We start from the raw sequence: 9288 nt of genomic DNA, 5'->3' as shown, positions 1-9288 counted from the left end.
GCGGGGGGAGCCGCGCGCGGGCATCATCCGCCGCTTGGGGCTATGGCGGTGAACGGCTGCGCCCCGAAGCGCTGGCGCGCGCGAGCATGGCGGCGGCATGGTCGAGGTGGTCGGGATGCTCGGTGATCCGGCCTCGCGCGCGCGCCGCTGCGGCATAGACCGACAGCGGATGCTTGGCGGCGAAATGCAGATCGCGCGCGATGCCGAGGCCGAGCGGCGATCTGACCGACTGCAGTTCGGCGAGACTCACTGACCCCAGTTCGGGACAGCCGAAGCCGAGATCGGCAAGCCCGAACAGCGTGTCGCCATCCGCATCCAGCTCACTGATCAGCCAGGTCGCCGCGCCCAAGGGATTGAAAAACTTGACGACCGGCAGATTGTCGCCTCGGTTTGCGCCATTGGCGAGCAAGCCGATGCGCAGGACAGATGTAAGCAGTTCCATGGCAAGGGCCTCCCTTTCAGAACAACTCGAGCTGGTTGCGGGCGTTGATGTCGAACAGCCCGTGATCGACAGGGCGCTGGCGCTTTGCCGGCACCAGCGGCGCGGCGGCGAGCACGGCGAGCCGGTCGCCAAGCGTGACCGGCGCGACGCCCGGCACCAGCGTCTGCAGCCCCGCCTCGGTTGTTTCGACCGCGAAGCCCCCGCCCTCGGCATCGGATACGCCATCGCGGGCAGGTTCGGGCGACCTGCTCATGCCGCTATCTCCGGGTCGAGCGACCGGCAGGCGAGCAGGAACTCGGCTGCTGTGCTCGCCTGACTGGCGGCGCGGAAAATCGCGCGGTTGTCGGCGCGCAGCACAGCGAGCCAGCCGCCGAGGTAATCGGCATGGCGCACGGTCGGCTGGATGCCGAGCGCGGCGCACAGGAAGGCGGCTGCCAGTTCGGCCACCAATTCCTCGCGCGCATAGGCAGCCGACCCGAACCGTCCGGTCTGGTCGCGGCCCAGCCGCGAGGCATGGCCGGTCCAGTGGCCGAGCTCGTGCAGCGCAGTGCGATAGTAATCGATCTGGTGATGGAAGGCGGGCTGCGGAGGAACCTGCACATAGTCGGCGCAAGGCGAATAGAAGGCCTCCGCCCCGCCAATCCGGACATCCGCGCCCGTGGCTGCAATCAGCGCTTCTGCATTCTCATGCAATTCGCGCTCGGGCAGCGGCACCGGCGCGGCGGTTATGTTTTCGGGCAAGCCCTCGCACTGCGCGACATTGAACACGGTGAAACGCTTGAGGAACGCAATCGCGCGCGGTTCCTCGCTGCCGTCGCTGCCCTCGCGCTCGCCTTTGGGCACAAAGCGGTCGGCATAGAACACCGTACGTCCGCGTTCACCCTTGCGCACGCAGCCGCCCGCGGCGAGCGCCTGGCGGAAGGTCAGCCAGCCCTGCGACGGATAGCCGCCCTCGATCACCGCGCCCCACAGGATCAGCACATTGATCCCCGAATAGGCGCGGCCCGTCACCGCATTGCGCGGCAGGCCGGGCGCAGCCAGCGCTGCGCTCCACGGCCTGACCCACGGGAAAAGCCCTTCCTCAAGCTGGCCGATAATGGTCGCGGTCACGTCATCATAAAGCGACCCGCGCGTGCCTTGCGCGCCAGCGGCGCTCCGCACCGCCCTGCACCGCCCGCTCCTTGCACTGCCCTTGCCATTTCCACGCGCCATCATCCGTCTCCCGAACTTCCCAACTCCCCACACACCGGCCCGGCGGAAGGGGCGGGGTGGGCGGTGACAGCGACCAGGAAGGCGCGGGGCGGGCAGCCGCATCCGCATGCCGCAAATGGCGGGCTCACCAGCCCGTGCGGCAAGGACTGCAATGGAATGGAAGACCCGGTCCTCACAGAGGCCGGGTTGCGGCTGGCCGGACCGTGCCCAGACGGGCGCGCCGCCCACCCCGCGCCTTTCGCGGGATGACACCAGCAACGGCGGCGCGCAGTGATTTCGGCGTGAATACCGGGCCCGTGACATGTCGCATGTCACGCGAAATCACCTCCGCGCGCCGTCCGCAGCCCCCCGTGCCTCATGGACGGCGAGCGACCAGCGCGCTGCCCCGGCAAACAGCGCGCACCCCGGCTGCAGGCCGGCAATGCATCATGACCGGGATCGGACGCTCCGGCGGGGCCAAGTCGCCTGACAGGCTGATCCCTGCAATGTGCCGGCCGAAGGCGGAGTGCGTGCGGGGCCCGGAACAGAAAAGGTCGCGCCCTCAGGAGCGCATTGTCAGATGCGCGGGACAGTGCGCGTCATCAGCCCCGCTCCGCTTCTTTCGGGGCGTTGCGGGGTGTCCCCGCTTGAAGGGGTAGCCGGAGACGGGAGTCCGGCTTCGGCTCAGGGGAAGGCCTTCCCCATCTTCCCCCTTCCCCAAGCCACCGTCCTTGATGCGCTGCGTTGCGAGACTGCGCTACCCTTCGTCCATGACGGCGAATCCGAATCGCCCAACGCGCTTGCAAGGCGTCGGGCACCGGTTGATGCTCGCTGACCAGAGCGACGGGAGTCCACGCTGGTCACTGCAGACGGACTTTGCCAAAACTCTGTTGTTCGGCGATCAACCCGCCTTGCTGCCCGTCCGGTATCAGGCGCACGCCGAACTGTCGTCAATGACCGCAAGCGGGTGGAAAACGCACGACGCCAGGATCATTCAGCTGACCTGATACAAAGCCGGCAAATTCTTCCAAACACCAGCCATGCATGATCCTTACCGGCCGACTATTCCAGCTCGAGCACCGCGCCACGCGCCATGACGAACCGGACATTTTGGAAGGTCGACACATCTGCCAGGGGATCGCCTGCGACCGCGATGATGTCGGCGCTCTTGCCCGGTGCGATCGTGCCGATCTGATCAGACAGGCCGAGCAGGTCAGCGGCGTTGATCGTGGCTGCGATCAGCGCGCTTTCGGGCGTCATTCCGTGTGCGACCATGAGTTCGAATTCATCGCCGTTGCGGCCATGTTTCGACACACCAGCGTCGGTGCCGAAGGCTATGCGCACGCCGCGCGGGACAAGCACCTCAAGCGTCTTGCCGGTGATATCGATGCGCCAATTGATCTTGGCGAGGACGTCGGGTTCATAGGCATCGGGGTTGGCCGCAAGTCTTTCCTTATACCCGTTCACCGTCGACAGCGTCGGGACATAGTAGGTTTTGCTCTTGGCCCACAGCGCGATCACTTCCTCGGTCAGCATCGTGCCATGTTCGATCGAATCGACCCCGAGTTTCAGCGCCTGCAGCGTCCCGTCGGCGCCATGCGAATGGACCGCCACCTTGCGCCCGAACATCCGCGCCGTGGCAACGACCGCCGCCGCTTCATCATCGAACATCTGGCTGCCCAGACCCGCGCCGATGCGGCTGTTGACCCCGCCGGTGATGGTCATCTTGATCACGTCGGCACCGCGCCCGATTTGTTGCCGGGTCGCGCGGCGACAGTCTTCCGCCCCGTCACAGGTTGTGCCCGCACCCGCGAAAAAGGGGCGCAGTTCGTCACGATAGCCGAGTGCGTCATCGGAGTGGCCAGCCGTACCCGACAAGCTGGAACCGGCATCAACGATCCGCGGCCCCATCGTCTTGCCGGCATTGATCGCGTCGCGCAGCGCCAACACCGCTCCGTCGCCGTCGCCCAAATTACGGACCGTGGTGAAGCCCGCGCGCAGCGTCTTCATCCCATTGGCCTGCGCATTGAAGGCCTGGGTGGCGGGGGATAGTGTGACGGCTTCCAGCTGCCCTGCCAGGCCGCCGGCATCGCTGGTCAGATGCACGTGGCTATCGATCAGGCCGGGGAGCACCGTCTGATCGCTCAGGTCGATGAACGCGGCGCCGTCGGGAATTTGCGCATAGCCATCCTCCACCGAAACGATCAGGCCATCATCGATAATGATTGTCGATGGTCCGCGCGGAGGTTCGCCAGGCACGTCGATCAGGCGACCCGCGTGAATAATGGTTGTCTGCGCCGCAGCGATCGGCGGCATGATGACCGATAGGCCAAGAGCTGCCGCGAAAATTCCTGTTTTCATATATTCCCCTTCCGCACCGCCCACGATCTAGCTGCTGCGTCAGGCACTCTCAAGCGGCATTCGCGATCGCGCAAGCGCGGCGAACGGCTTACAAATGGGCAGTGTCCGCAAAGCGGTCGACCCGAGAATTCCGGCTGCCGGCGCAAACAGGACTGAAGCCGCCATCCCGGGTTCGGGCTTGCGCTTCCGCGTCGGAGACGGGCTCGACCGTCGCATCCCGGATCGGAACCGGGGTCGATCGGCCCGCGGTCTGTGCGCACCGCTTTTCGTTGATCGTCCGCGCGGCACCCGATATCGACGATCGCTGGACTCTGCAGCTCCAAGCCGAGAACTTCACGAATAGTGTCGAGCTGGCACAGAGCAATGCCCGGGCGCCGGAAGCGCTGTAATCTGGCGCGGTGCCGACGCGCCCCATTCACGGCTGTCCGGTCCGGTTCACGGATGACCACGCTTTTCCGGGGCTGCCGGTCAGGAGAATACGAGTTGAGCCGATCCATCCTTTTGCGTGCAATGATTGCGGTCGCCGCCCTGATGCTGCCGGGGGCCGCGAGCGCCGCCCCGCCGAGCCCGGCGGAGCTTTACGGTCCTCTGTTCGAAGCCGTGCAGCGCGAGAGGGTCTTCGACGATGGCAAGACCTTCGTCGACGCCACGGCGCGGGCGCGGCCCGAAGCAATCCTGACCGCCTACGAGCAGGAGCGTCCGGCAACCCGCGAGGCGCTGCGGGCGTTCGTCGAACGGCATTTCATTCTCCCGGGGGACGGGGCGCAGGACACCGCCGATAATCTCGTGGCGCATATCGGCGGCCTGTGGCCGCAGCTCACCCGCCCACCGCTCGATCCGCCTGCCGGGTCTTCGGCACTGGCGCTGCCGGCGCCCTATGTCGTGCCGGGTGGACGCTTCCGCGAGATCTACTACTGGGACAGCTACTTCACCATGCTGGGGCTGAAGGTCGACGGGCGGGACGACCTGGTCGAGGCGATGCTCGCCGATTTTGTCAGCCTGATCGAACGTTACGGCCATATCCCCAATGGCACACGGAGCTATTACCTCAGCCGCTCCCAGCCGCCGTTCTTCGCGTTGATGGTGGGCCTGTCCGACAATGATTCGCCCGCGCTCGCCAGGGCGCGGCTGGCGGCGCTGCGGGCCGAGCACGCCTATTGGATGCGCGGTGCGGCCTGCGCCGGAACACACGGCGCCTGCGAGCGGGTGGTGCGGATGCCGGACGGCTCGCTGCTCAACCGCTACTGGGACGACAAGGCAACCCCGCGCGACGAGAGCTGGGCCGAGGATGTGGCCACCGCGCGCGAAAGCAATCGCGATCCGGCCATTGTCTATCGACACCTTCGCGCCGGGGCGGAAAGCGGCTGGGACTTCTCTTCGCGCTGGCTCTCGGACCCCGCCCGGCTGGCGACGATCCGCACCACCGACATTGTCCCGGTCGATCTCAACAGCCTGTTGTGGACGCTGGAGACCACGATCGCGCGGCGGTGCCGCGCGAGTGCGGAGGCGGCATGTGCCGGCACCTTCGCGGCGCTGGCCGAGCGACGTCATGCAGCCATAAACCGGTATCTTTGGAATGGGTCGCAGGCGCGCTTCGGTGATTGGGATCGCGAGTCCCGGCGCCTGACGCCGGTCTTGTCGGCAGCCACGCTCTATCCGCTGTTCGCCGGAATCGCGTCCCGGGATCAGGCACGCGCGGTCGCCTCGACCGTTCGCAAGGACCTGCTGGCGCCCGGGGGCCTGCGTACCACACTTGCGCGGACCGGCCAGCAGTGGGACGCGCCCAATGGCTGGGCGCCGCTGCAATGGGTCGCGGCCGAAGCGCTGAAAAACTATGGTGAGCATGCTCTGGCCCGCACAATTGCGGCGCGCTGGGTCGCGACTGTCGAGCGAACCTGGCGCGGGACCGGCAAGATGCTCGAAAAGTACGATATTGAAGAGCAGCGCCCGGGCGGCGGCGGCGAGTATCCGCTGCAGGACGGTTTCGGCTGGACCAATGGTGTGACCCGGGCACTGATCGCGGAACTGGACGAAACCGGCGCCGGGCGTGAGGCGCGATAAGGATCACCCGCGCTATTGCTCCTCGGGGAGCCGCACAAATTGCTGCTGGTCGCGGTCCCGGTGGACTCAATGCCATCATCGTCCGGCATGCGTCTCTTCCTGGTTGAAGACGAGTTTCTGGTCGCCGCGACATCAGCGACACGCTGACCAGCGGGCTGCCCCGGCCAACAACGCGCACCCGGCCAGCAGCCAGACGATCTGTCATGACCGGAGTCGGACGCTCCCGGAGGGGCCAGGTCACCGGACAGGCCGGTCCCTGATCCACGCCAGCGGCGGGCGGCGTGCGCGCGGGGCCCAACGATCAATGCCGCGCCCCCGGGAGCAGGGTCGCTTGACGGGGCGGCCGGAGACGCCATGCCAGCTCCGGCGCACGGGAAGGCCTCGTACCCACAGGGTACGAACCGGAACAGGTTTTCCCTCACCCTCCCGTTTGATGCGCGGGACCTCGAACAGGATCGTCATGCCTGTCGGGCGGCACGCTGATGGCGTTCGCCTGCAACGCCGACCTGGAGCTGACCACTTTGCAGACCGCAGCACTGCGTTACGCCGGAAGGCGGGGGACGGAACGGTTCCTTGCGCGCTGTGCGCCTGTTGCTTCTAGGGCTTGCGCCTGACAGACCATACGAGCGCCGAGATGGCGGTGACGAGGACGGCAAGGGCGGCGATGACCGCCGGATCGAGTATCAACATGAGGGCCTCCGCTTCGATGACAGGCCCCTATGTTCACATTATGTTCGGAGTAGGACAGCGCTAATGTGACCGGGTCTCTGGCTGGCCATGGATCGGGATAATGCCGGTTCTCAGCTGTGCGTAGTGCCTCCCCACCGCACGCCACAGCGCCGCACCCTCATGCTCGCCTTTGTCCTCCAGAGCGGCAATGCGATCCGCAATCACATCATGGCCGTCTGCCGCGTGGTGCGTCTCGACCCAGAGAGCCATCGCCCATATCTCGTGCGCGCGCGTCATGCTCATCACTCTGGCCCATCACTCTGACCCTGTGCTCCTGAAGGGGAGGCGACACGATCGGCATCGCGGGATCAAGCTACGTACAACAAGCGCCGCACACGCGAGAATCGCGCAACCGGAGACGAAAATAGGGACCGGACAGAACCTGCCGTTCGCTCCGGACGACCGCGAACCCGCCGACCAGCCGGGCTTGATCAATCACGAACTGCTGATATTTCAGAACATTCGGGACTCCATGGCGCGGAGCAGAAATGCCGGTCTTCAACCTTGGCTATGCCCCTTCGGGTCATCGTTCGAACCGTCCGGGTTATAATGGAACCAGCTTGCAGGAGTTTTTCAGCCTTCCCGGACGATGCAAGCTGTCTTGCGCATGTGTACAGGGCCTGCTTCGGACGAGACCCGACGTGCCCCCGCTGAGGACATGCCGGACGCTGGCGCTCCTGACAGGGGGTGAGATGGCCGGTGATACGGCCGAGCACTAACGGAACCAACCTTGCGTTACCGCGATCCGCATGGACATCACCTGGCGGGTTGCGATGCAGCGCCCCGCCCACACTGCACGGCCTTCGACGCCCGTGTGGTGCGAGCGGCAGTGAGCCGAGAGGATGCAAATTGGTCACCATCAATCTTCACGGGCTCTCGCAGAACGCACTTCGTGCGCTCAGACTTCGTGCGATCGAGAATCACCGGAGCCCCGAGGACGAAGCTCGCGAAATCCTCGAACAGCTGCTTCGTCCTGACGGGCGCCTCCGGGTCGGAAGTGCTCTGGCGCAGATGAATCAGGCCAGCCACCTTTCGAACGACGACGTGGAAGCGCTTGAAGCGGCCCGTGACATGAACCCGCCGCCGCCGATGTGGTTTGGATGATCCTGCTAGAAACCAGTATCATATCGGAAGCGATGAAGCCGGAGCCAGACCGGAATGTCCGCGGCTAGCTCGATGCTCAGCGAGCCGAATCCCTTTTTATAACGAGCTGTCCCTGGGACGCCGACCGCTGATTTGAGAGCGGTGTGACCCGGCGAGCAGACGTCTGAAGTTGCCACATTGGCTTCGCGATCGCGCCTGACCGGGATCGGCCCGATTGCGGAATAGCGGCTTGCGACCCAGTTCTCTGTCGTTGTCGAAGTTGTGAGCCGCTGATCCGGACGTTCTGCGTGCGAGGTCTTCGACACGCGTCCGTTATAGCCCCGATCGCCGTCACTCAAGCAAGGACATCGCGAGAAGATAGGCGACGGCCAGATAGGCTGCAACGACGGCAATACCGAGCGCAACCGCCTCAGTCCAGACCCGGCGGTCAGGCTTTTCGTCAGGGTCGGTGCCCCAGTCTTTCATCAGCAGCGATGTCCTTGCCAAAACAGCTCCCAACGCGCAGCCCAGCCGCCGCGGACCATGGCACAGCTGATATCCCCTGACTTCGGCGATACACACCATGCCCCGGTTCGGTTGCCACCAGCGCTTCCTGTCGAGGTACAGCGCATGGTCGGCCCGGAAACAAGGATATGCCCATGGCGCCCCTCACCCGTCCGGGTTCCAAGCAGCGAAACAAGCGCATCTCTCGAAGCAAGCGGATCGCTGGTCGGACACGGGTGACCGGACGAACAGCTGCCATCCAGCTCGCGCGCCGCTATTCCGGAAAGCCGTAGCCTCGGCCCTTCGGCGCACCAGACGGGTCCGTCCCCATCCCAGACACGGGTGGGTGTGCAGTTGAAATCCTGCCCTGCAGGCACTGTGAAGGCCTGCAGCGCAAGAACGAGATAGCTGAACATCATGCCAGCACCCATACTATTGGATTGGCCTCAGGCGTCCACAACTGTCGCGGAATATGACATCGCGAAATGATCGTGCCTGACGTCGGCGATAATATCCGGCAGCAAGGGCAGAAGATATGTTTCTGAATTTCATGGCGCCGCCTTCGCCCGTGCTTTCTGCAACGGGGCACTGCATCTCAGGGCCAAAGCGGCGTCTGAAGATCTAATCGAAGCAACCGCTATCATCCGGGAGAACGTGGAAGAATCCCAGCAGGCTCGTTTGGCCGCTTCGGGCATTGCCACAACGGAACATATCCCGGATCGAATGACGCCAATCCACCCTCCTGGCCGCTACGGACGATGAGATGCCCGCACGAATGTCCTTTCCTGGGCCAAATGCAACTTGATTTCGGTGATTATCCGGTGCTTACTTTTGGAAATTTGGAACTGGCAATTCGACGATTTTTGATCTATAAAACAATATGTACGGAAGTTTTGGAACCCAAATCTGTTACTTCC

The 9288-nt window shown here is 64.8% G+C and carries 8 protein-coding genes; 2 read left to right on the top strand and 6 right to left on the bottom strand.

Annotated features, from left to right (window positions below; all coding sequences use genetic code 11):
- Positions 1-40: 40 nt before the first annotated feature.
- The 4 genes from Q0L48_RS12365 to Q0L48_RS12350 all read right to left on the bottom strand — a co-directional run bounded on the left by Q0L48_RS12365 (position 41) and on the right by Q0L48_RS12350 (position 3994).
- Complete coding sequence (locus tag Q0L48_RS12365) at positions 41-442, bottom strand: DUF2958 domain-containing protein (RefSeq protein ID WP_296721413.1); 402 nt, start codon at positions 440-442, stop codon at positions 41-43.
- 16 nt (positions 443-458) lie between these two features.
- Positions 459-695: a hypothetical protein gene (locus Q0L48_RS12360; protein ID WP_296721412.1), complete on the bottom strand. Its 237-nt coding sequence runs from the start codon at positions 693-695 to the stop codon at positions 459-461.
- Entirely contained in the window at positions 692-1654 is a 963-nt protein-coding gene (locus tag Q0L48_RS12355) for a zincin-like metallopeptidase domain-containing protein (RefSeq protein ID WP_296721411.1), read from the bottom strand. Before Q0L48_RS12355 ends, Q0L48_RS12360 begins: the two co-directional genes overlap by 4 nt.
- Positions 1655-2695: 1041 nt before the next feature.
- Positions 2696-3994: an amidohydrolase family protein gene (locus Q0L48_RS12350; RefSeq protein WP_296721410.1), complete on the bottom strand. Its 1299-nt coding sequence runs from the start codon at positions 3992-3994 to the stop codon at positions 2696-2698.
- Between the two features lie 510 nt (positions 3995-4504).
- Here Q0L48_RS12350 and treF point away from each other — a divergent pair.
- The gene (treF, locus tag Q0L48_RS12345) at positions 4505-6055 is read left to right on the top strand and encodes an alpha,alpha-trehalase TreF (protein WP_296721419.1); all 1551 of its coding nucleotides are present in this window, start codon (positions 4505-4507) and stop codon (positions 6053-6055) included.
- Between the two features lie 750 nt (positions 6056-6805).
- Here treF and Q0L48_RS12340 read toward each other — a convergent pair.
- Positions 6806-6994: a hypothetical protein gene (locus Q0L48_RS12340; RefSeq protein ID WP_296721409.1), complete on the bottom strand. Its 189-nt coding sequence runs from the start codon at positions 6992-6994 to the stop codon at positions 6806-6808.
- Between the two features lie 639 nt (positions 6995-7633).
- Between Q0L48_RS12340 and Q0L48_RS12335 the strand changes: the two genes are divergently transcribed.
- Positions 7634-7888 carry a plasmid stabilization protein gene (locus Q0L48_RS12335; protein ID WP_296721408.1) on the top strand — a complete coding sequence of 85 codons (255 nt, stop codon included), beginning with the start codon at positions 7634-7636 and terminating at the stop codon, positions 7886-7888.
- 330 nt (positions 7889-8218) lie between these two features.
- On the opposite strand, the gene Q0L48_RS12330 is transcribed toward Q0L48_RS12335, so the two are convergent.
- Positions 8219-8452: a hypothetical protein gene (locus tag Q0L48_RS12330; protein ID WP_296721420.1), complete on the bottom strand. Its 234-nt coding sequence runs from the start codon at positions 8450-8452 to the stop codon at positions 8219-8221.
- Between the last annotated feature and the right edge of the window lie 836 nt (positions 8453-9288).

Source organism: Erythrobacter sp. (genome assembly GCF_024305245.1).
Taxonomy (GTDB): Bacteria; Pseudomonadota; Alphaproteobacteria; order Sphingomonadales; family Sphingomonadaceae; genus Erythrobacter.
This window is presented reverse-complemented; position numbering and strand designations above follow the sequence as displayed.